The sequence below is a fragment of the Catenulispora yoronensis genome (genome assembly GCF_039531695.1).
GTDB classification, from domain to species: domain Bacteria; phylum Actinomycetota; class Actinomycetes; order Streptomycetales; family Catenulisporaceae; genus Catenulispora; species Catenulispora yoronensis.
The window spans coordinates 16081-35904 of sequence record NZ_BAAAQN010000080.1; the positions used below are offsets into that span (position 1 = coordinate 16081).

20 protein-coding genes are annotated in these 19824 nt (G+C 71.5%); 11 read left to right on the forward strand and 9 right to left on the reverse strand.

Annotated features, from left to right (window positions below; genetic code table 11):
* Positions 1–22 precede the first annotated feature (22 nt).
* From ABD481_RS41380 to ABD481_RS41400, 5 genes are all read left to right on the forward strand, one after another.
* Positions 23–1348, forward strand: a complete 1326-nt coding sequence (locus ABD481_RS41380) for an ABC transporter substrate-binding protein (protein WP_344671382.1) — start codon at positions 23–25, stop codon at positions 1346–1348.
* Between the two features lie 133 nt (positions 1349–1481).
* Positions 1482–2456 carry a carbohydrate ABC transporter permease gene (locus ABD481_RS41385; protein WP_344671383.1) on the forward strand — a complete coding sequence of 325 codons (975 nt, stop codon included), beginning with the start codon at positions 1482–1484 and terminating at the stop codon, positions 2454–2456.
* Positions 2457–2469: 13 nt separating this feature from the next.
* Positions 2470–3357, forward strand: coding sequence for a carbohydrate ABC transporter permease (locus tag ABD481_RS41390; RefSeq protein ID WP_344671384.1), 888 nt, complete (start codon positions 2470–2472; stop codon positions 3355–3357).
* The gene (locus ABD481_RS41395; protein WP_344671385.1) at positions 3354–4766 is read left to right on the forward strand and encodes a GH1 family beta-glucosidase; all 1413 of its coding nucleotides are present in this window, start codon (positions 3354–3356) and stop codon (positions 4764–4766) included. Before ABD481_RS41390 ends, ABD481_RS41395 begins: the two co-directional genes overlap by 4 nt.
* Positions 4763–5779 (forward strand): LacI family DNA-binding transcriptional regulator, encoded by a 1017-nt coding sequence (locus ABD481_RS41400; protein ID WP_344671386.1) that lies wholly within the window; start codon positions 4763–4765, stop codon positions 5777–5779. The genes ABD481_RS41395 and ABD481_RS41400 overlap by 4 nt, the downstream gene beginning before the upstream one ends.
* Before the next feature lie 277 nt (positions 5780–6056).
* Here ABD481_RS41400 and ABD481_RS41405 read toward each other — a convergent pair whose 3' ends face one another.
* Positions 6057–7259: an ROK family protein gene (locus tag ABD481_RS41405; RefSeq protein WP_344671387.1), complete on the reverse strand. Its 1203-nt coding sequence runs from the start codon at positions 7257–7259 to the stop codon at positions 6057–6059.
* A gap of 141 nt (positions 7260–7400) precedes the next feature.
* On the opposite strand from ABD481_RS41405, the gene ABD481_RS41410 reads away from it, so the two are divergent.
* The 4 genes from ABD481_RS41410 (at position 7401) to ABD481_RS41425 (ending at position 11576) form a co-directional block, all read left to right on the forward strand.
* A complete protein-coding gene (locus tag ABD481_RS41410) occupies positions 7401–8597 on the forward strand; it encodes a Gfo/Idh/MocA family protein (RefSeq protein WP_344671388.1) in 1197 nt (398 codons plus the stop codon).
* 1 nt (position 8598) lies between these two features.
* The gene (locus ABD481_RS41415) at positions 8599–9519 is read left to right on the forward strand and encodes a sugar phosphate isomerase/epimerase family protein (protein ID WP_344671389.1); all 921 of its coding nucleotides are present in this window, start codon (positions 8599–8601) and stop codon (positions 9517–9519) included.
* Between the two features lie 103 nt (positions 9520–9622).
* Positions 9623–10369 carry a sugar phosphate isomerase/epimerase family protein gene (locus ABD481_RS41420; RefSeq protein WP_344671390.1) on the forward strand — a complete coding sequence of 249 codons (747 nt, stop codon included), beginning with the start codon at positions 9623–9625 and terminating at the stop codon, positions 10367–10369.
* Positions 10370–10472: 103 nt separating this feature from the next.
* Positions 10473–11576, forward strand: a complete 1104-nt coding sequence (locus tag ABD481_RS41425) for a Gfo/Idh/MocA family protein (RefSeq protein WP_344671391.1) — start codon at positions 10473–10475, stop codon at positions 11574–11576.
* 96 nt (positions 11577–11672) lie between these two features.
* On the opposite strand, the gene ABD481_RS41430 is transcribed toward ABD481_RS41425, so the two are convergent.
* The gene (locus ABD481_RS41430) at positions 11673–11939 is read right to left on the reverse strand and encodes a hypothetical protein (protein ID WP_344671392.1); all 267 of its coding nucleotides are present in this window, start codon (positions 11937–11939) and stop codon (positions 11673–11675) included.
* Positions 11936–12559, reverse strand: coding sequence for a TetR/AcrR family transcriptional regulator (locus ABD481_RS41435; protein ID WP_344671393.1), 624 nt, complete (start codon positions 12557–12559; stop codon positions 11936–11938). The genes ABD481_RS41430 and ABD481_RS41435 overlap by 4 nt, the downstream gene beginning before the upstream one ends.
* A gap of 124 nt (positions 12560–12683) precedes the next feature.
* On the opposite strand from ABD481_RS41435, the gene ABD481_RS41440 reads away from it, so the two are divergent.
* Positions 12684–13235, forward strand: coding sequence for a carboxymuconolactone decarboxylase family protein (locus ABD481_RS41440; protein ID WP_344671394.1), 552 nt, complete (start codon positions 12684–12686; stop codon positions 13233–13235).
* Between the two features lies 1 nt (position 13236).
* Positions 13237–13467 (forward strand): hypothetical protein, encoded by a 231-nt coding sequence (locus ABD481_RS41445; RefSeq protein ID WP_344671395.1) that lies wholly within the window; start codon positions 13237–13239, stop codon positions 13465–13467.
* 210 nt (positions 13468–13677) lie between these two features.
* On the opposite strand, the gene metK is transcribed toward ABD481_RS41445, so the two are convergent.
* The 6 genes from metK to ypfJ all read right to left on the reverse strand — a co-directional run bounded on the left by metK (position 13678) and on the right by ypfJ (position 19651).
* Complete coding sequence (gene metK / locus ABD481_RS41450; RefSeq protein ID WP_344671396.1) at positions 13678–14877, reverse strand: methionine adenosyltransferase; 1200 nt, start codon at positions 14875–14877, stop codon at positions 13678–13680.
* Positions 14878–14997: 120 nt separating this feature from the next.
* Positions 14998–16221, reverse strand: a complete 1224-nt coding sequence (gene coaBC, locus ABD481_RS41455) for a bifunctional phosphopantothenoylcysteine decarboxylase/phosphopantothenate--cysteine ligase CoaBC (protein WP_344671397.1) — start codon at positions 16219–16221, stop codon at positions 14998–15000.
* 65 nt (positions 16222–16286) lie between these two features.
* On the reverse strand, positions 16287–16607 hold the full coding sequence (gene rpoZ / locus ABD481_RS41460) for a DNA-directed RNA polymerase subunit omega (RefSeq protein WP_344671398.1): 321 nt from the start codon (positions 16605–16607) through the stop codon (positions 16287–16289).
* A 78-nt stretch (positions 16608–16685) separates the two neighbouring features.
* Positions 16686–17294: a guanylate kinase gene (gene gmk / locus ABD481_RS41465; RefSeq protein WP_344671399.1), complete on the reverse strand. Its 609-nt coding sequence runs from the start codon at positions 17292–17294 to the stop codon at positions 16686–16688.
* 99 nt (positions 17295–17393) lie between these two features.
* Positions 17394–17708, reverse strand: a complete 315-nt coding sequence (mihF, locus tag ABD481_RS41470; RefSeq protein WP_344660914.1) for an integration host factor, actinobacterial type — start codon at positions 17706–17708, stop codon at positions 17394–17396.
* Between the two features lie 995 nt (positions 17709–18703).
* The gene (gene ypfJ / locus ABD481_RS41475) at positions 18704–19651 is read right to left on the reverse strand and encodes a KPN_02809 family neutral zinc metallopeptidase (protein ID WP_344671400.1); all 948 of its coding nucleotides are present in this window, start codon (positions 19649–19651) and stop codon (positions 18704–18706) included.
* Between the last annotated feature and the right edge of the window lie 173 nt (positions 19652–19824).

The window sequence follows — 19824 nt, forward strand, 5'->3', positions numbered from 1 at the left end:
GTCCACTTCTGGAGGCATACATATGCTCAGCGCACGGAAGAGAACTACGGCCGCGCTCGCGCTGGTCCTGTCGGGCGTGCTGCTCGCGTCCGGTTGCAGCAGCAAGTCGGCGTCGAAGACGGCCGACGGCACGACCGGTGGTTCCGGGGGCGGCGGCGCCCAGGTCACGCTGAAGGTCGGGTTGTTCGGGACCTTCGGCTACAAGGAGGCCGGGCTCTACGACCAGTACATGAAGCTGCACCCGAACATCAAGATCGTCGAGGACAGCGTCGAGGACGAGGGCAAGTACTACCCCGCGCTGCTGACCCACCTGTCGGCCGGCAGCGGTCTGGACGACATCCAGGGCATCGAGGTCGGGCGCATCGCCGACGTGGACCAGAACCTGTCGAGCAAGTTCGTGGACCTGAACTCGCTGGGCGCGGCGAGCCTCAAGAGCAACTTCTACCCGGCGAAGTGGGCCGCGGCCACCACGTCGGACGGCAAGGTCATGGGCCTGGGCACCGACTACGGACCGCTGGCGATGTGCTACCGGACCGACCTGTTCAAGGCCGCCGGGCTGCCGACCGACAGCGCGAGTGTCAGCGCGCTGTGGCCGGACTGGGCCAGCTACATCAAGACCGGCCTGGACTACAAGGCCAAGGCGCCGGCCAACCAGGCGTTCGTGGACACCGCCGGCGGCATCTTCAACGCCATCGTGGGCCAGTCCGCGAACCAGTACTACGACTCCTCGGGCAAGCAGATCGCGGACAGCAACCCGGCGATCAAGAACGCCTGGGACACCGCGATGCAGCTGTCCACGCAGGGTCTGACCGCCAAGCTCAGCCAGTTCAGCACCGCGTGGAACCAGGCCTTCACCACCGGCTCGTTCGCCACCATCGCCTGCCCGGCGTGGATGACCGGCTACATCAAGAGCGAGGCCGGGGCGATGACCGGGCTGTGGGGCGTGGCCAAGATCCCCGGCGGCACCGGTGACTGGGGCGGGGCGTACCTCGGCATCCCGACGGCCAGCAAGCACCAGAAGGAGGCCTACGACCTGATCAGCTGGCTGACCGCGCCGGACCAGCAGAAGACCATGTTCACCAACGGCGGCCACTTCCCGTCCTCGGAGGCGGCGGCCAAGGACCCGGCGATCGCCGCGCACACCGACCCGTACTTCGGCGACTCGCCGATCGGCCAGATCTACTCCGACTCCGCGGCGAGCATTCCGCAGGCGGTGCTCGGCGCGAAGGACGGCACGATCAAGGATCTGATCTCCAAGGCCATCACCCGGGTCGAGGCCCAGGGCCAGAAGCCGGACGACTCCTGGAACAAGGCGATGTCCGACATCAAGTCCGCGTCCAGCGGCTGATCACAAGCGGCGCGCGGGCGGCCTGTCTTCGGGGCGTGAAGACAGACCGGCCCGCGCGCCTTCCCCCCATTCTCCCTGATCATGGTCGCCCGCTGCGCGGCGACCCCTATCGAGTGAACCGAGGACGAAGGCAATGGCCGTGGCGACCGCAGACACCCCCACCGAGAAGGCGCTCCCCCCGCCGGGCGACCGACCCTGGCGCACCCGGCGGGCCCGATGGGACCTGAAGTACTCCCCCTATGCCTTCGTCTCCCCGTTCTTCCTGCTGTTCGCGGCGTTCGGGCTCTATCCGCTGATCTGGACCGCCTGGACCTCGCTGCACAAGGTGGAGCTCCAGTCCCCGGACCAGTCCACCTGGGTAGGACTGAAGAATTTCACCGACCTGCTCGGCGACGACAACTTCTGGAACGCCTTCCGCAACACCTTCCAGCTCGGCGTGATCTCCACGGTGCCGCAGCTGATGATGGCCCTGGGCCTGGCGCACCTGCTGAACTACAAGCTGCGGGGCCGCACCTTCTGGCGGGTGGCGATGCTCGCGCCGTTCGCGACCTCGGTGGCCGCCGCGACGCTGGTCTTCGCCCAGCTGTTCGGCCGCGACTACGGGTTCATCAACTGGGTGCTGCACTTCGCCGGCTTCCACAACATCGACTTCCAGAACGGCACCTGGTCGGCGCAGATCGCCATCTCGGTGATCGTCACCTGGCGCTGGACCGGCTACAACGCGCTGATCTACCTGGCCGCGATGCAGTCCATCCCCGGCGAGCTCTACGAGTCCGCGGCGATGGACGGCGCCTCGCGCTGGCAGCAGTTCCGGCACGTCACCCTGCCGGGCCTGCGCCCGACCATCCTGTTCACCATCGTGGTCTCCACCATCGGCGCCAGCCAGCTGTTCGGCGAGCCGCTGCTGTTCAGCGGCGGCGGCAGCAACCCGGAGATGGGCGGCGTGGACCGCCAGTACCAGACCCTGTCCATGTACTTCTACGAACGCGGGTTCACCGACCAGCACCTGGGGCGGGCCGCGGCGATCGCCTGGGCGATGTTCCTGGTGATCATCGTGTTCGTGCTGATCAACTTCCTGCTGGCGCGCCGCGCGCAGTCGGCCAAGTGAGGAGTCGACTGATATGGCGACAGTGATCACCACCCACCGGCCGCCCAAGCGGGGCCGGAGACACAGCGCGAGCATGGCCGGCAAGCAGATGCACGGCTCCAAGTTCACCTACGCGATCCTCGCGGTGGCGGCGATCGTCTCGCTGTTCCCGTTCTACTGGACCATCGTCGCGGCCTCGACCTCGAACACCGAGATCAACCAGGTGCCGCCGAACTGGCTGCCGGGCGGGAACCTGTTCAAGAACTTCCGCGCCGCCATGGACAACGTGGACATGGGCAAGGCGCTGCTGAACTCGCTCATCGTCTCGGGCTGCACCGCGGCCGGCACCGTGATGTTCGCGACGCTGGCCGGCTTCGCCTTCGCCAAGCTGCGCTTCCGCGGCCGCAACATCCTGCTGGGCCTGACCATCGGCACCACGATGGTGCCCTACCAGCTGGGCATCGTGCCGCTGTTCCTGCTGATGACCAAGCTGGGCTGGGGCGACCACCTGGAGTCGGTGATCTTCCCGACCCTGGTCAGCGCGTTCGGCGTGTTCTTCATGCGGCAGTACCTGGTCGGCGCGCTGCCGGACGAGCTGGTCGAGGCCGGCCGGGTGGACGGCGCGTCCTCGCTGCGCATCTTCGTCTCGATCGTGCTGCCCGCGGCGCGGCCGGCGATGGCGGTGCTGGGGATGCTGACGTTCATGGCCTCCTGGAACGACTTCTTCTGGCCGATCGTCGTGCTGACCAGCCACAACCCCACGGTGCAGGTGGCCATCGACAACCTGGGCTCGGGCTACGTCCCGGACCAGTCGATCATCATGGCCGGCACCCTGCTCGGGACGCTGCCGGTGCTCGCCGTGTTCATCATTCTGGGCCGTCAGATCGTCGGCGGGATCATGCAAGGAGCGGTCAAGGGATGAGCGACGGGGACTTTCCGAAGGACTTCCTGTGGGGCGCGGCCACGGCGGCGTACCAGATCGAGGGCGCGGCGGCCGAGGACGGCCGCGGCCCGTCGATCTGGGACACCTTCAGCCGCACGCCCGGCAAGGTGCTGAACGGCGACACCGGCGACGTCGCCGCCGACCACTACCACCGGTTCCGCGAGGACGTGGCGCTGATGGCCAAGCTCGGCCTGGGCGCCTACCGGTTCTCGACGGCCTGGCCGCGGATCCAGCCCGCCGGCCGCGGCCCGGCCAACGCCGCCGGGCTCGACTTCTACGACCAACTGGTCGACGAGCTGCTCGGCTCCGGCATCGAGCCGGTGCTGACCCTGTACCACTGGGACCTGCCGCAGGCCCTGGAGGACGCCGGGGGCTGGGGCGCGCGCGACACCTCCTACCGGTTCGCGGACTACGCGGGGCTGGTCGCCGAACGCTTCGGCGACCGGGTCAAGAAGTGGACGACGCTGAACGAGCCGTTCTGCTCGGCGTTCCTGGGCTACGCCTCCGGCGTGCACGCCCCGGGCCGCCACGAGCCGGAGGTCGCGCTGCGCGCCGCGCACCACCTGCTGCTCGGCCACGGCCTGGCGCTGCGCACGCTGCGCCAGGCGCTGCCGGCCGACGCCCAGCTGTCGATCACGCTCAACGCCACCGAGTTCCGGCCGCTGACCGGCTCGCCGCAGGACGCCGACGCCCAGCGGCGCGTCGACGCGATCCAGAACCGGATCTTCCTGGACCCGCTGTTCCGCGGCGCCTATCCCGAGGACCTGGTCCGGGACACCGCGGCGGTCACCGACTGGTCCTTCGTCGAGCCCGGGGACCTGGCCCTGATCAGCGCCCCGATCGACCAGCTGGGGATCAACTTCTACAACCCCTCCCTGGTCGCCGCGCCGCTGCCGCCGGGCACCGAGGAGGGCCCGCGCGACGACGGCCACGGCGCCTCGGACTTCTCGCCCTGGGTCGGCAGCGAGGACGCGGTGCGCTTCGTCCACCAGGAGGGGGAGCGCACGGCGATGGGCTGGGTGGTCGACGCCACCGGCCTGTCCGACCTGCTGATCCGCCTGAACCGGGAGTACGGCCCGATCCCGATGGCGGTCACCGAGAACGGCGCCGCCTTCGAGGACGAGGCCGGACCGGACGGCGAGGTCGACGACCCGCGCCGGGTGGCGTATCTGCGCGACCACATCGCGGCGGCGCGCGACGCCATCGCGGCGGGCGTCGACCTGCGCGGGTACTTCGTCTGGTCCCTGCTCGACAATTTCGAATGGGGCTACGGATATTCCAAGCGGTTCGGCATCGTGCGTGTCGACTTCGCGACCGGGCGCCGCGTGGTGAAGGCTAGCGGGCGGTGGTACCGGCGCGTGGTCGAGGACAACGGGAGCGGTCTGTGAACAGCACGAACCAGGGCGGCGAGGCCTCGGCCTCGCCGACCCTGGAAACCGTGGCGGCGGTGGCCGGGGTGTCCCGGGCCACCGTCTCCCGGGTGGTCAACGGCGGGTCCCGGGTCTCTCCGGAGGCCCGCGCCGCGGTCGAGGCGGCGATAGCCGAACTCGGATACTCCCCGAACCGCGCGGCCCGCTCCCTGGTCACCAGGCGCACCGGCTCGGTGGCCCTGGTGGTCAGCGAGGCCGAGGCGCGGGTCTTCAGCGACCCGATGCTGGCCGGCATCACCCGCGCCATAGGGCAGGCGCTGGCCGACACCGACCTGCAACTGGTCCTGATGATGGTCCCGCCCGGTCCCGGGCGGCAGCGGCTGACCAACTACCTGCTCGGCGGGCACGTCGACGGCGTGATGCTGATGTCGCTGCACGGCGACGACCCGCTGGTGAAGGAGCTGTCCGACTCGCCGCTGCCGGTGGTGCTGATGGGCCGCCCGATGAGCCCGCTGCCCATCCCGCACGTCGACTCGGACAGCGTCGCGGGCGCCCGCCAGGCCACCGAGCACCTCCGAGGCCTGGGCCGCACCCGGATCGCCACCATCGCCGGCCCCACCGACATGTGCGCCGGCGTCGACCGGCTCCTGGGCTACCGGGAAGCCCTCGACGGCCCCGGCCTGGTGGCCTACGGCGACTTCAGCATGGCCTCCGGCGAGGCGGCGATGGCCGAACTCCTGCGCCGGGAGCCCGATCTGGACGGCGTGTTCGCGGCCAGCGACCTGATGGCCGCCGGGGCGCTGCGGGCGCTGCGCGCGGCCGGGAAGCGGGTCCCGGAGGACGTCGCGGTGGTCGGCTACGACGACCTGGACGTCGCCGAGCTGACCGAGCCGCCGCTGACCACCGTCCACCAGCCGCTGCCGGCGATGGCGCGCGCGATGGTGGCCTCGCTGCTGGCCCAGATCTCCGGGGACCCGGCCCCGGAATCGGTGGTGCTGCCGAACCCGCTGGTGGTGCGGGCCTCGGCGTAGCGACCCGGTTCGGGGATCCGCGTCACCACCCGCCGGCGACCGCCGGCGAGCAGGTGGCGCCGAATCTCCGACCCGGGTCCCTGGACGCGGCCCGGCCGGGATGGTGAGGGGTTTCGGACCGGGCCGCTTCGCGGCGGCGGTGGGGAAGCGCGGGCTTCGCGGGCTGCGCTTCCGCACCGCCGCTTTCCGGTGTCCGGCGCGCGCGCCCGGCCTCAATCCGCTCACACATCCTCGATGATCTCAGTCCGCTCAGACGTCCCCGAAGACCTCAGTCCGCTCAGACGTCCCCGATGATCCCGGCCATCCCCTCCACCGACAGCAGATGCCGCGCCGCCAGCCGGACCGACCCCATCACCCCGGCCCGCTCCCCCAGCACCGACGTCTCGATCGCCAGGCTCCGCGTCGCCAACGGCAGCGCGCGCCGGTAGATCACGGCGCGGACGTCGGCGAGCAGGTCCTCGTGCAGCTGGGCCAGGATCCCGCCGATGACGATCGTGTCCGGGTTGTGGAAGGACACCAGCGAGGCCAGGACCTCCCCGATCCGCTGGCCGGCCAGCCGGACCTGGCGCCGGGCCGCGGGTTGTCCCTCCGACACCAGCCGCACCACGTCCGCCGCCCCGCCGGCCTCGATGCCCTGCGCCCGCAGCGCCGCGGCGATCGCCGACCCCGACGCCACCGCCTCCACGCAGCCGGTGTTGCCGCAGTGGCAGAGCACTTCCTCGTGGCCCGGCAGCTGGATGTGGCCGATGTCGCCGGCCGCTCCCGACGCGCCGCGGTGCAGCAGACCGTCGGAGATCACGCCGCATCCGATGCCGGTCCCGACCTTCACGTACAGCAGATGTCTGCTGTCGCGCCGGTGGGTGTACTCGCCCAGCGCCATCGTGTTGACGTCGTTGTCCACCAGTACCGGCACCAGCACCGGGGCCCGCTCGGCGATCGCGAAGCGGTCCTCGAAGAAGCCCGGCACGCGGCACCCGTCCCAGCCCGCCATGATCGGCGGCCGGACCACCGTCCCGCTGGCGAACTCCACCGGTCCGGGCACCCCTATGCCCACCGCGCGCAGGTGCTCGGCCGGACGCCCGGCCTCGGCGAGGAGTTCTTCCAGGTCCGCGCGGACGCGGCCCAGGACCGCCTCGGGTCCGGCGTTGATGTCGATCGCCCGCGCCCGCTCGGCGAGGACGCGTCCCGACAGCGTCGCCACCGCCACCCGGCTGTGCGTGGCGCCCAGATCGCACCCCGCGACCACGATCTCCGCGTCCGACAGGTCCAGGGTGAGCGGGGGCCGGCCCCGGTCGGCCGCCGCGGGTTCGGTCTCGACCAGCAGCCCGCGTTCGATCAGCAGGTCGACCCGCTGCGCTATCGCCGCCCGGGACAGCCCGGTCGCCCCGACGATCGCCGACCGGGTGGTGGCCGCACCGTCCGCGACCAGGCCGGCCAGCTCGCTGAGCGACGCCAGACGCCGCTTGGCCGCACTGTTCATGAGGGCCCCTCCCGGTCGGCGCGGCGGGCGCCGCGCACTGGCTCTTTATGACAGAACTAAGCCTAATCATGACTCTTGTCAGTCGTAAAGAGCGGCAATATTGTCGATCACGAAAGCAAACGGGCTGGGAAAGGACAACGGATGACGACGATTCGGGCGGGCATCGCCGGAGCGGGCATGGTCGCGGCGGTGCACGCCGACGCGATCCGCCGCGCCGGGGGCGTGGTCGTCGGGGTCGCGGCCTCGACACCGGAGCGTTCGAAGGCGGCGGTTCAGCGGTTGAACGCCGGACGCGCCTTCGACACCGCCGAGGAGCTCGCGCTCGCCGACGACATCGACGTGGTCCACGTCTGCACCCCGAACGCGCTGCACGGCCCGCTGGTCCGCGCCGCGCTCGCGGCCGGCAAGCACGTGGTCTGCGAGAAGCCGCTGTCGCTGACCGGCGCCGACTCCGAGGAGCTGACCGCGCTGGCCGAGCGCTCGGGCCTGGTCGCCGCCGTTCCGCTGGTCTACCGCTACCACCCGATGGCCGTGGAGGCGCGGGAGCGCGTCCGGGCCGGGGACCTCGGCGCGATCCGCCTGATCCACGGCCACTACCTCCAGGACTGGCTGGCCCGCCCCGACGACAACAACTGGCGCGTGGACCCGGCCGTCGGCGGCGCCTCGCGTGCCTTCGCCGACATCGGCTCGCACTGGTGCGACCTGGTGGAGTGGGTCAGCGGACACCGGATCGCGGAGCTGGTGGCCGCCGCCCAGACGGTGATGCCGCAGCGGGCCGCCGCCGGGCGCGAGACGTTCACGTCGGCCGGCGACGGCACCGATAGTGGCGCCGAAAGCGGTACCGGCCACGGCACCGAACGCGGCACCGATCACGGCACCACCGCGGTGGCCGTCACCACCGAGGACGCCGTCCAGGTCCTCTTCCGCACCGAACAGGGCGCGACCGGGGCGGTCGTCGTCTCGCAGGTCTCCCCGGGCCGCAAGAACCGGCTCTGGTTCGAGATCGACGGCGCCGAGCGCAGCGTCAGCTTCGACGGCGAGGACCCCGAATCGCTTCTGCTCGGCGGCCGCGATCGCACCGAGATCCTGCGCCGCGACAACCTCTCCCCGGGCGCGGCCCGCGTCAACGCCGTCCCGGCCGGTCACCCGTGGGGCTACCGCGACTGCTTCGCCGCCTTCACCGCGGACGTCTACGCCGCGATCGCCGACCCCGCGCTGCGCGGCACCCCCGAGCAGTCCCCCCTCTACCCCGCGTTCCCCGACGCCGCCCGCACCGCCCACATCACCGACGCGGTCCTGGCCTCGGCCGCGAACCGCTCCTGGATCGAGGTGTCCTGACATGAAGCTCGGCTTCCTGACCGCCTGCCTGCCCCAGCTGCCGCTGGCGGACATCGCCGCCTGGGCCTCCGAGAACGACTACCAGGCGCTGGAGGTCGCGGTCTGGCCGAAGGTCGGCGGCCGCGACTTCGAGGCCTCCCACATCGACGTCGCGCACTTCGACGACGCCCAGGCCGACGACGTCCGCGCGCTGTTCGACAAGCACGGACTGGCCCTGTCGTCGCTGGCCTACTACGAGAACAACCTCCACCCGGACGTCGAGCGCCGCGAGGAGATCGCCGCGCACCTCCTGCACGCCGTCGACGCCGCCGCGCGGCTCGGCGTGGAGACAGTCGGCACCTTCATCGGCCGGCACCCCGGCCTGAGCGTGAAGGAGAACGCCGAGCTCGCCGAGCGGACCTTCCCGCGCCTGGTCGACTACGCCGGCGAGCGGGGCGTCAAGATCATCATCGAGAACTGCGTGATGGAGGGCTGGCACCCCGACGGCTACCCGGGCAACATCGCCTACTCCCCCGAGCTGTGGGAGTGGATGTTCTCGCTCGGGCTGTACCTCAACTACGACCCCTCCCACCTGCTGTGGATCGGGATCGACCCGGTGACGGCGCTGAAGCCGTACGTGGACCGGATCCCGCACGCGCAGGCCAAGGACACGCAGCTGGACCCGGCGGCGCGCGACCGCTACGGCTTCTTCGGCAAGACCCTGAGCCGGGAGCACCCCTGGGACGAGGGCTGGTGGCGCTACCGCGTGCCCGGCCTGGGCCAGGTGGACTGGAACGGCGTGGTGGACGCGCTCTACGAGGGCGGGTTCACCGGCGTGCTGAGCGTGGAGCACGAGGACCCTGTGTGGGGCGGCACCGAGGAGAAGGTCAAGCAGGGGCTGCGGATCGCCCACCGCACACTGTCCCCGCTCATCGTCGGCTGACCGGCCGCGCCCGGCCACCCGACCCCCGTCCGTCTTCGGCCGAACGCCCGCGGCCGAAAGAACTGAACGAACGCCTACACGACCGAGAACGAAAGCCAGGACCATGACCCGTCAGCCGAGCGTTCAGCTCTACACCGTGCGCGACCACATGGCCTCCCGCGAGGCCACCCTCACCCGCCTGGCCGGGCTCGGCTTCACCGCCGTCGAGCCCTACGACCCGACCGACGACCCGAAGGGCTTCCGCGCCCTGGCCGACGACCTCGGCCTGACCGTCTCCGGCGCGCACGCCATGGCGATGCTGCGCGAGCCGGACCCGGCCCCGGTCTTCGAGGCGGTCGCCGTGCTGGGCACCGACCTGGTGATCCTGCCGGCCGGCATCCCGGAGCAGCAGTTCACCACCCGCGAGGGTTTGGAGCAGGCCGCGGAGCTGCTCAACTCGCTGTCCGCGAAGGCCGCCGAGCACGGCCTGCGGCTGGGCTACCACAACCACTGGTGGGAGTTCGAGCCGGTGCTCGACGGCCGCCACGCCCTCGAGATCCTGGTCGGGCTCACCGCCCCGGAGGTGGTGTTCGAGATCGACACCTACTGGGCCGCGGTCGGCGGCGCGGACCCGGCCGCGGTGCTCGGCCGGCTGGCCGACCGGGTGGTGGCGCTGCACGTCAAGGACGGTCCGATCGTCAAGGGCGAGCCGCACGTGGCGGTCGGCACCGGGGCGATGCCGGTCCCGGCGATCCTGGCCGCGGCGCCGGCCGACGCCTGGCGGGTCGTCGAGCTCGACGAGTGCGCGACCGACATCTTCGAGGCGCTCGGCGCGAGCCTGGCCTACCTGGACGGTCGTGGACCGGCGTGAGCGGCCCGCTGCCGGGCCCGGCGCGGCCCGGCACCCCACCCCGGCGGCTCGACGCCGGGGCCCTGACATCCGACGGGAATCCAAGGAAGGCGGCGGGAACGCGATGAGCGGGGGCGGACCGGTCGGCGTCGCGGTGGTCGGCGCCGGCAACATCAGCACGCAGTATCTCCAGAACCTGACGCGCTTCCCGGACCTGCGGGTGCTGGCGATAGCGGACCTGGACGTGGAGCGCGCCGCCGCGGTGGCCGCCGAGCACGGCGTGCCGGACTCCGGAGCGGTGGCCGAGGTGCTGGCGCTGCCCGAGGTCGAGCTGGTGGTGAACCTGACGATCCCGGCCGCGCACGCCGAGGTGGCGCTGGCCGCGCTGGCCGCCGGCAAGCACGTCTACGGCGAGAAGCCGCTGACGCTGGACCCGGTGTCGGCACGGGCCGTGCTGGCCGAGGCCGCAGCCACGGGGCTGCGGGTCGGCAACGCCCCGGACACCTTCCTGGGCGCCGCGATCCAGACCGCGCTGCGCACCGTGGCCTCCGGCGCGATCGGCACCCCGGTCGCCGGCGCGGCGTGGTTCCAGAGCCCGGGCCCGGAGCGCTGGCACCCCAGTCCGGAGTTCCTGTTCGCCCGGGGCGCCGGTCCGCTGTTCGACATGGGGCCGTACTACCTGACCGCGCTGGTGGCGCTGCTCGGGCCGGTCGCCTCGGTGGCCGCCGCCGGGCACAAGGCGCACGAGGAACGGATCGTCGGCTCCGGCCCGAAGGCCGGCACCGCGTTCCCGGTCGAGGTCCCGACGCACGTCAACGCCCTGCTGGAGTTCGCCGGCGGCGCCGGCGGGGCGGCGACGTTCAGCTTCGACTCCCCGCAGCCCCGGCAGGCCATCGAGATCACCGGCACCGAGGGCACCCTGCTGGTCCCCGATCCGAACCACTTCAACGGCCGGCTGCGGCTGCGGCGGCTCGGGGCCGAGGAGCCGGAGACGGTCGAGACGACCGGCACGGCGGTCGGCCGCGGCATCGGCGTGTTGGACATGGCCCGGGCGCTGCGGTCCGGGACCCTGCACCGCGCGTCCGGCGAGCTGGCGCTGCACGTGCTGGAAGTGATGGCGGCGATCGCCGCCTCGGCGGACGGCGCGGCGTTCGTGCCGGTGCCGGCCTGGGCGGAGAAGCTGGAGGCGCTCCCGGAGGAGTGGGACCCGTTCGCGGCAACGCTGTAGCGCTCCAGCCGTAGCCCGCCCCAGGCCACAAGCCGCAGGACGGGATCAGGGCCCTTCCGCAGTACGGGCGGAGGGGTCCTCAGTCTGTCGGTGCCATCAGCGCATCAGCGCCATCAGCGCCATCAGCGCCGAGGTCCGGACGAAGATCCGGGCCTCGGTGCTCCATGACCCGTCGGCGTCATGGCCGCACAGGTTATGGACCATCACATCCTCCCCGCTCGGCTCCCGCTCGACCTCCCGTTCACGCAGCCACTCGCGGACGATCGTGGCCACCGTCCGCTCCCGGCTGACGGGGAACACGCCGAGACAGGTCCAGTCCGGGAGAAAGCCGAGCTCAGGAGAAGGGCCGGGCAGAGCGGTCATCGCATCCCGCCGGTCACCACCCGCAGCCGGCGCCGCACCGCCTCCCGCGCGTCCCCCGGATCGGGCTGCCGCGCCAGCAGCGCCTCCGCGATCCGCCGCGCCCGCACGGCCGAGTCCGGGTTCCCCTCCCGCAGGGCCGTGACGATCGCGCCGTCGACCAGCAGCATCAGCTCCGGCGCGAGCTCGGCGTGGTCGGCCCGGCCGGCGTCGGCGAGCAGCGTGTCGAGATAGCCGGTCACCGAGCTCTTGTGCTCGGCCGCGACCTGGTGCGCGGCGCTGTCCCGGTCGGCCGCCTCGATCATGGTGTTGATGAAGGCGCAGCCGCGGAAGTCGTCGCGGGCGAAGCGCTCGGACAAGGCGTCGAACACGGCCAGCGGCCGGTCGGCGGGCGGAAGGCCGTAGCCGTCCACGGCGGTGCGCAGCCATTCGCGCCAGCGCCGGTCGCGACCGGACAGCACCGCGACGACCAACTCGTCCTTGCTCGCGAAATGCCGGTAGAACGAGGCCCGGCCGACGCCGGACTCGGACAGGATGCGCTCCACGCCGACCGCGCGGATCCCCTCGGCGTAGAAGAGGTCCTCCGCCGTTGTCAGGAGACGTTCCCTAGCCTGCACTGCCATGAGGCACATGGTACCGATTGGTTCCGTTTTCGGTCAAGGCGGATCCGCGAAAAGGGCACTGGTCGGTACCGAGTTCCCGGCAAACCCTTGTGGGTAAACGGAACCGATCGGTACCATCTTGAGCATGCCAAGGATCACCCAGGTCACCCCGGAGACCGCCGACGCCGCCCAGGCCGAGCTGCTCGACGCCACCAGGCGCCAGCTCGGCAAGGTCCCGAACCTCTACGCGACCCTCGTGCAGAGCCCGGCCGCCCTGCGCGGCTACCTGGCCCTGCGCGACAGCCTGCTCGGCGGCGTCCTCACCGAGCGCCACCGCGAGCAGCTGGCCCTGCTCACCGCGCAGGAGAACGACTGCGACTACTGCGTCGCCGCGCACACCCTGCGCGGCGGGCGCCTGCTGAAGATGAGCCCTGAGGAACTGATGGAGACGCGCCACGCCCACGACGCGGATCCGCACACCGACGCCCTCCTGGGCATCGCCTCGGACCTGGTCGGGAACCGGGGCCGGGTCGGCGACGAGGCGCTGGCGAAAGCGCGGGCCGCCGGCGTGACCGACGCCGAGCTCGCCGAGACCGTGGCGCACGTCGCGCTCAACGTGCTGTCGAACTACTTCAACCACCTGGCGCAGCCGGAGCTGGACTTCCCGGCCGCCCCGGCGCTGGAAGGAGCCCGCTGACATGGAGCTGCGCTGGCAGGTCGCCGAGCTGGTGGAACTGGTCCCCGGGTACTATGCCGACGACGCGGACGGGGTGCCGAGCCAGACCCTGCGCGACGTCCGGATCGCCGTCCAGGGCGGCTACCTCCACATCGCGCACGCCGGCGGCAGCCGGGCGCAGATCGTCTCGGCGCCGGGCGTGCGCCGCGTGGTCTACGAGGCGGCGCCCGACTGTGAGGGCACGGCGGCCTGAGGCCCCGCGGCCCGGGAAGGCGCCGCGAAGCTCAAATGACGGAGCACGATGAAAGAAAGAAGCCCCGGATCCCTTGAGGAAACCGGGGCTTCTTTCCGTGCTGGTTCTGCTCCGAACCCGGTCCGAACCCGGTCCGAACGTGGTCCGAAGTTGCTTCGGACCCGCGCCGGACCCGCTCCGGATCAGCTCTCGATCAGATCGGAGGCCGAGCTAGCCGATCGCCTTCTTCAGCGCGTCGGCGCGGTCGGTGCGCTCCCAGGTGAAGTCCGGCAGGTCCCGGCCGAAGTGCCCGTACGCCGCGGTCTGCGAGTAGATCGGGCGCAGCAGGTCCAGGTCGCGGATGATCGCGGCCGGGCGCAGGTCGAACACCCGGAGCACGGCCTCCTGGATCTTCACGTCCTCGACCACGCCGGTGCCGAAGCTCTCGACGAACACCCCGACCGGCTCGGCCTTGCCGATCGCGTACGCGACCTGCACCTCGCAGCGCTCGGCCAGGCCGGCGGCCACGACGTTCTTGGCGACCCAGCGCATCGCGTAGGCGGCCGAGCGGTCCACCTTGGACGGGTCCTTGCCGGAGAACGCGCCGCCGCCGTGCCGGGCCATGCCGCCGTAGGTGTCGACGATGATCTTGCGGCCGGTCAGGCCGGCGTCGCCCATCGGGCCGCCGATCTCGAAGCGCCCGGTCGGGTTCACCAGCAGCCGGTAGTCGCGGGTGTCCAGCTCCAGGGCCGCCACCTCGGGGGCCACGACCTGCTCCCGGATGTCGGTGGCCAGCAGCGTCTCCAGGTCGATGTCCGAGGCGTGCTGCGAGGAGAGCACCACGGTGTCCAGGCGCACCGCCTTGGAGCCGTCGTACTCGATGGTGACCTGGGTCTTGCCGTCCGGGCGCAGGTAGGGCACGGTGCCGTCCTTGCGGACCGCGGCCAGCCGGCGGGACAGCCGGTGCGCCAGCGCGATCGGCAGCGGCATCAGCTCCGGGGTGTCGGTGCAGGCGTAGCCGAACATCAGGCCCTGGTCGCCGGCGCCCTGGCGGTCCAGTTCGTCCTCGTCGCCCTCGACCCGCGACTCGTAGGCGACGTCCACGCCCTGCGCGATGTCCGGGGACTGCGAGCCGATGGACACCGACACGCCGCAGGAGGCACCGTCGAAGCCCTTCTTCGACGAGTCGTACCCGATGTTCAGGATCGTCTCGCGGACCAGGCGCGGGATGTCGGCGTAGGCGCTGGTGGTGACCTCGCCGGCGATGTGGACCTGGCCGGTGGTGATCAGGGTCTCGACCGCGACCCGGGACTTCGGGTCGTCCTTGAGCAGGGAGTCGAGGATCGCGTCGCTGATCTGGTCGGCGATCTTGTCGGGGTGCCCCTCGGTCACCGATTCGGAGGTGAACAGGCGGCGGACGGTACCGGACATGGGTACTCCTCGGTTCGCAGCGGCTGCTGACTACAGTTCGACGCGACGCCCCGGCCCGACGACACGCGGGCAACAGAGCACACCGCGCGGCGCAAGATCGAGAACGACCGCGAGACCAGTTTAGTCGGTGCGACTGCGCACCTTAAGTACCCGGTCCCAGATGACATCGGCGAGCCGCCCCTTCGGACCGTCCGGAACCGGCTCCTCCGAGCCGTCCGCGCCGATCACCACGGCCGCGCTGTGGTCGGCGCCGAACGTCAGATCGGTGCCGACCTCGTTGACGATCAGCAGGTCGACGCCGTACTTCGCGAGCTTGGCGCGGCCGTGTTCCAGCCAGGTGCCGTGCGCGTCGCCGGTCTCGGCGGCGAACCCGACCACGGTCTGCCCGCTCCGGAGCCGGGCGTGACCGAGCTCACGCAGGATGTGCGGGTTCTGGACCAGCCGGATCTCCGGGGCCGAGGAGTCGTCGGCCTTCTTGATCTTCGCCTCGGCCGGCTCGGCGGGCCGGAAGTCGGCCACGGCGGCGGCCATCACCACCGCGTCGGCGTCGGCCGCGGCGGCCCGCACCGCCGCCCGCAGTTCGGCGGTTGTCGACACCCTGACGACGTCGGCCCCGGCCGGATCGGGCAGCGCGGTGTTGGCCGCGACCAGCGTCACCCGCGCGCCGCGGGCGGCGGCGGTCGCGGCCAGCGCGTAGCCCTGCTTGCCCGAGGAGCGGTTGCCGATGAAGCGGACCGGGTCGATCGGCTCGCGGGTGCCGCCGGCGGTGACCACGACGTGGAGCCCGGCCAGATCGGCCTCGGCGCCGCCGCGCGCCAGCAGCGACCGGCAGTACTCGAAGATCGCGGCCGGATCGGGCAGCCGGCCCTTGCCGGTGTCGGCGCCGGTGAGCCGGCCGACAGCGGGCTCGATGACGTAGCGGCCGCGGCGGCGCAGCGTGGCGACGTTCTCCTGGGTCGCCGGGTTCTCCCACATCTCGGTGTGCATCGCCGGGGCGAAGACCACCGGGCAGGTGGCGGTGAGCAGGGTGTTGGTCAGCAGGTCGTCGGCCAGGCCGTGGGCGGCCTTGCCGAGCAGGTCGGCGGTGGCCGGGGCGACCACGACCAGGTCGGCGTGCCGGCCGAGGCGGACGTGCGGCACGTCGTGCACGCTCTCCCACACCTCGGCGGACACCGGCCGGCCGGACAGCGCCGACCAGGTCGGCTCGCCGACGAAGCGCAGCGCCGAGGCGGTGGGCACCACGGTGACGGCGTGCCCGGACTCGGTGAACAGCCGCAGCAGCTCGCAGGCCTTGTAAGCGGCGATGCCGCCCCCCACGCCGAGAACGACGTTAGGGAGCGGCATCGAAGAAGCGTCAGTCACGGTACGACCCTAATCGGATCGTCCCGCGACAGCCGACCTGGGGCTGCTCAGACTGCGGCACCCGGGGCGCCGGCCTCCAGCGGCTCGGCGGTCAGCAGGCCGGCGTTGATCTCGCGCAGCGCGATCGACAGCGGCTTCTCGTGGACGTGGGTGTCCACGAGCGGGCCGACGTACTCCAGCAGACCCTCGGAGAGCTGGGAGTAGTAGGCGTTGATCTGCCGGGCGCGCTTGGCCGCGTAGATCACCAGGCTGTACTTGGAGCCGGCCGCGTCGAGCAGCTCGTCGATCGGCGGGTTGATGATGCCTTCGGGCTCAGTGGCGGACACGCGTGAGGACTCCTCTAGATCAAGATCAATTACCGGATCCATGGAACCCGGACGTACAAGGATAACACCCGGGCCCGTCCCGACCTGCCCGAATCCCCCGGGCCGGCGGCGCGGGCGCGCTCAGGCCGGCTCCGCCGGGGCCGTGACCAGCCGCACCAGCTCGGCCGCGGCCTGCTCGACGGTGGTGTTGACGATGGCGACGTCGAACTCGGACTCGGCGGCCAGCTCGATCCGGCCGGTGGCCAGGCGCTTGGCGATGACGTCCTCGGGCTCGGTGCCGCGGCCGCGCAGCCGCTCCTCCAGCACCTCCCACGACGGCGGGGCCAGGAAGACCAGGCGGGCCTCGGGCATGGTGTCCCGGATCTGGCGGGCGCCCTGCAGCTCGATCTCCAGCAGCACCGGCTGGCCGGCGTCGAGGCGCTCCTCGACGGCGTGGCGGGGGGTGCCGTACAGGTTGCCGGCGTACTCGGCGTGCTCCAGGAACTCGCCCTTGGCGATCAGGTCCTCGAAGGCCGGCCGGTCCAGGAAGAAGTAGTGCACTCCGTCGGCCTCGCCGGGGCGGGGCTCGCGGGTGGTGGCCGAGACCGACAGCCAGACCTCGGGGTGCGCCTTGCGCACCTGGGCAGCCAGCGTCGTCTTGCCGACGCCGGACGGCCCGGACAGCACTGTGAGCAGTGCTGGGGAAGGTGTGTCGGAACCGTGGCCGTTGATTCCGGCGCGATCGCTCATAAGAGAAGATCGTACCGGTCCGACCGGCCGCGATTCCGACGGAACTTTCACGCGTCGCCTACCCCGGCGCCATGGCGTGGCGCAAAGGTGTTACCGGCGTCACGCGCCGAATTCACGCTCCAGCGAAGCGATCTGGTTGGCACCCAGGCCGCGGATCCGGCGTGTCTCGGAAATGTCGAGACGCTCCATGATCTGCTTGGCCCGGACCTTGCCGATGCCGGGCATCGACTCCAGAAGCGCCGAGACCTTCATCTTGCCGACGATCTCGTTCTTCTGACCTTCGCGCACTACATCGGAGAGCGTGACGCCACCCGCCTTGAGGCGGGCCTTCAAAGCGGCGCGCTCACGCCGGGCTTCGGCGGCCTTCTGCAGAGCTGCCGCACGCTGTTCTGGAGTGAGGGGCGGAAGAGCCACGCCTGTTCACCTCTGGACTTCGAGTACTGTCGGTGGACATGTCCCCGGTTCATTCGGAGGCGCTATGGCATGCCTCGAACTCCCCCGGAACGTGTGGGACCACACCTGGCGGACGGATCCCACGGGTACAACTGGTGGAACGAATCCGCAGCGTACACCCGTAGTCGGGGGCAAGGAGAGGGGATCGGCGCTTCTCGTCCCGGCGCTTGGTGTACATACTCTGCGATAAGGGTGCGAAACGGGCGGGATTCGATGCGGATCCGAGGCCTGGCAGCGGTTCGTCATGCCCCTGATATCGCGTCAGATCGCTTTGCCAGAACCGGCATTCCCGCGCGACGCGGTATCGGGCGCGGCGGCGAACCGCCTGTGACTGCCGCCCGCCCGGAACAAGACCGGGACAACCTCGGAACGGTTCGCAAGGGCGCGTGCGGGTCCGCTTCCGGACCGCCGGAGGGGCGCTCGCGAGGGCGCCGGAGGGGGCTGCGCAATCCGTCGCGGAGGGCCGGCGCGGGGCGGTGGAGGGGTTTCGGCTAAGGGTGTGGCGGGGGGTGTGGCGGGGGTGCGGCGGATGCGGTGGCGGGGGTTGGCGCCGGGGCGGCGCCGGGGCGGGACGGGGGCGGCGCGGGGGTCGGCAGCCCGCTCCGATCGCGCCCCGGATCATGGATCCGGCAAGCCTTTGCGAACCTGCTGGAAACAACTCCGGGGACTCGCTCGGATGGCTGAAAAACGACACCGGCAACCTTGTTTGGAACGCACCGAATCACGGATCCGGCATGCTTTCGGAGCGAGTTGCCGGAACAGGACCTCGACAGCCCACTGAGATCGCACTGGAAAACGGATTCGGGAAGCTTTTCTGCCCGGGCCGCCGGAGCAGGGCTTCGCCCGCCCGCCCCGATCGCGCCGAACCATTGCTCCGGCAAGCTTTCAGAGCAGGCTGCCGAGGTCTGCCCAGGCCGCCGGACCAGGGCTTCCGCCGCCGGCTCCCGGCTTCCCGCTCAGATCGCGCCGGAGAAGGTGTCGCAGGCGTTGAAGTCACCGGTCTGGTAGCCGGTGAGGAACCACTTCTGGCGTTGTGCCGCCGAGCCGTGGGTCCAGGTCTCGGGGGTGACCCGGCCCTGGAACTCCTTCTGGATCCGGTCGTCGCCGACCGCCGAGGCGGCGTCCAGGCCGTCGGCGATGTCCTGCTTGGTGAGGTCCTTGATCAGGATCCTGCCGGAGGCGTCCTTCGTCGTGGTGGCGTAGTGCGCCCAGAGCCCGGCGTAGCAGTCGGCCTGGAGCTCCACGCGCACCGAGCCGCTGTTCGCGCCCTGCTGGGAGCCCTGGGCGTTGCGGATCGAGCCGGTGAGGTTCTGGATGTGGTGGCCGTATTCGTGGGCGATGACGTAGGCCTGGGCGAACGGTCCGCCGCGCGCGCCGAACTTGGTGCGCAGCTCCTGCCAGAAGCCCAGGTCGAGGTAGACGGTGCGGTCGCCGGGGCAGTAGAACGGGCCGACCGCGGAGGTGGCGTTGCCGCAGGCGGTGCGGGTGGCGCCGCTGTAGATGACGGTCTGCGCCTGCGGGTACTTCTGGCCGTTGCGGGCGAAGAAGCCGGACCAGTAGTTCTGCACCGAGTTCACCACCGCGACCACGCGGCAGTCGTCGTTGGCGTTGGCGTCGGCCCCGGTGCGGCACTTGGCGGCCAGGCTCCCGGTGGTGACCGCGCTGCTGGAGGAGCCGTTGGCCGAAACCGCGTTCGAGGGCGTGGTGCTGTGGTTGGAGCCGCTGTCGGTGAGCGCCACCGGGACGCCGACCAGCGCCGCGATCACCGCCAGGACCAGTCCGATCAGCCCGCCGGTGCCGCCGGGCATGCCGAATCCGCCGCCCAGGCCGCCGCGGGAGGGGCCGGAGCCGCGCTCGTCACTGACCTGGCTGGAGTCCAGCTGGGCGTCGTCGTCGAACTGCATGGGGCGGGTGGCTCCTGTCTGTGCGGGGGCGGCGGCCTGTCAGCGATCTTCCCCGCCATCTTCCTGGACGCGCAACCGGCCCGCGGGCCGACACGCGGGGCCGACACGCGGAGCGGCGGTAATGCCCGGCGGGCCCCGGACCTCTGGAAATCCGGACCCTGACGCACTAGCCT

What these genes read in the sequence shown, in the direction of transcription:
- ypfJ (WP_344671400.1), bottom strand. Translation starts at nt 19,651, where the DNA reads ATGCAGTTCGACGACGACGCCCAGCTGGACTCCAGCCAGGTCAGTGAC.
- rpoZ (WP_344671398.1), bottom strand. Translation starts at nt 16,607, where the DNA reads ATGGATCCGGTAATTGATCTTGATCTAGAGGAGTCCTCACGCGTGTCC.
- ABD481_RS41415 (WP_344671389.1), top strand. Translation starts at nt 8,599, where the DNA reads ATGAAGCTCGGCTTCCTGACCGCCTGCCTGCCCCAGCTGCCGCTGGCG.
- metK (WP_344671396.1), bottom strand. Translation starts at nt 14,877, where the DNA reads ATGTCCGGTACCGTCCGCCGCCTGTTCACCTCCGAATCGGTGACCGAG.
- ABD481_RS41430 (WP_344671392.1), bottom strand. Translation starts at nt 11,939, where the DNA reads ATGACCGCTCTGCCCGGCCCTTCTCCTGAGCTCGGCTTTCTCCCGGAC.
- gmk (WP_344671399.1), bottom strand. Translation starts at nt 17,294, where the DNA reads ATGAGCGATCGCGCCGGAATCAACGGCCACGGTTCCGACACACCTTCC.
- coaBC (WP_344671397.1), bottom strand. Translation starts at nt 16,221, where the DNA reads ATGCCGCTCCCTAACGTCGTTCTCGGCGTGGGGGGCGGCATCGCCGCT.
- ABD481_RS41395 (WP_344671385.1), top strand. Translation starts at nt 3,354, where the DNA reads ATGAGCGACGGGGACTTTCCGAAGGACTTCCTGTGGGGCGCGGCCACG.
- ABD481_RS41410 (WP_344671388.1), top strand. Translation starts at nt 7,401, where the DNA reads ATGACGACGATTCGGGCGGGCATCGCCGGAGCGGGCATGGTCGCGGCG.
- ABD481_RS41420 (WP_344671390.1), top strand. Translation starts at nt 9,623, where the DNA reads ATGACCCGTCAGCCGAGCGTTCAGCTCTACACCGTGCGCGACCACATG.
- ABD481_RS41440 (WP_344671394.1), top strand. Translation starts at nt 12,684, where the DNA reads ATGCCAAGGATCACCCAGGTCACCCCGGAGACCGCCGACGCCGCCCAG.
- ABD481_RS41405 (WP_344671387.1), bottom strand. Translation starts at nt 7,259, where the DNA reads ATGAACAGTGCGGCCAAGCGGCGTCTGGCGTCGCTCAGCGAGCTGGCC.
- ABD481_RS41435 (WP_344671393.1), bottom strand. Translation starts at nt 12,559, where the DNA reads ATGGCAGTGCAGGCTAGGGAACGTCTCCTGACAACGGCGGAGGACCTC.
- ABD481_RS41390 (WP_344671384.1), top strand. Translation starts at nt 2,470, where the DNA reads ATGGCGACAGTGATCACCACCCACCGGCCGCCCAAGCGGGGCCGGAGA.
- ABD481_RS41380 (WP_344671382.1), top strand. Translation starts at nt 23, where the DNA reads ATGCTCAGCGCACGGAAGAGAACTACGGCCGCGCTCGCGCTGGTCCTG.
- ABD481_RS41425 (WP_344671391.1), top strand. Translation starts at nt 10,473, where the DNA reads ATGAGCGGGGGCGGACCGGTCGGCGTCGCGGTGGTCGGCGCCGGCAAC.
- ABD481_RS41385 (WP_344671383.1), top strand. Translation starts at nt 1,482, where the DNA reads ATGGCCGTGGCGACCGCAGACACCCCCACCGAGAAGGCGCTCCCCCCG.
- ABD481_RS41445 (WP_344671395.1), top strand. Translation starts at nt 13,237, where the DNA reads ATGGAGCTGCGCTGGCAGGTCGCCGAGCTGGTGGAACTGGTCCCCGGG.